We start from the raw sequence: 252 nt of genomic DNA, 5'->3' as shown, positions 1-252 counted from the left end.
ATCACCTCCTTTCTATGGAGAATCGTTTCCTGCGATGGAAACATTCAAATATGAAGCATAAGCTTCAAAACTCAGGTTTAGGCCTGTTACTCACTCGTTGCTCAGTTTTGAGAGTTCAAACTCTCAAGCGTTTGGTGGCGATAGCGGAGGGGTTCCACACGTACCCATCCCGAACACGACCGTTAAGCCCTCCAGCGCCGATGGTACTTGGACCGCAGGGTCCTGGGAGAGTAGGACGCCGCCAAGCGCAAC

At 52.0% G+C, this 252-nt stretch carries 1 rRNA gene; it reads left to right on the top strand.

Annotation, left to right across the window (positions count from 1 at the left end):
* Window positions 1-130: 130 nt before the first annotated feature.
* Window positions 131-247: ribosomal RNA gene (gene rrf / locus ACN6NF_RS25985) — 5S ribosomal RNA — on the top strand.
* The last annotated feature ends 5 nt before the right edge of the window (window positions 248-252 follow it).

This window comes from Paenibacillus sp. TSM33 (genome assembly GCF_056099025.1).
Note: the sequence above shows the minus strand (reverse complement) of the source record. Positions and strands in the feature narration are given on the sequence as shown.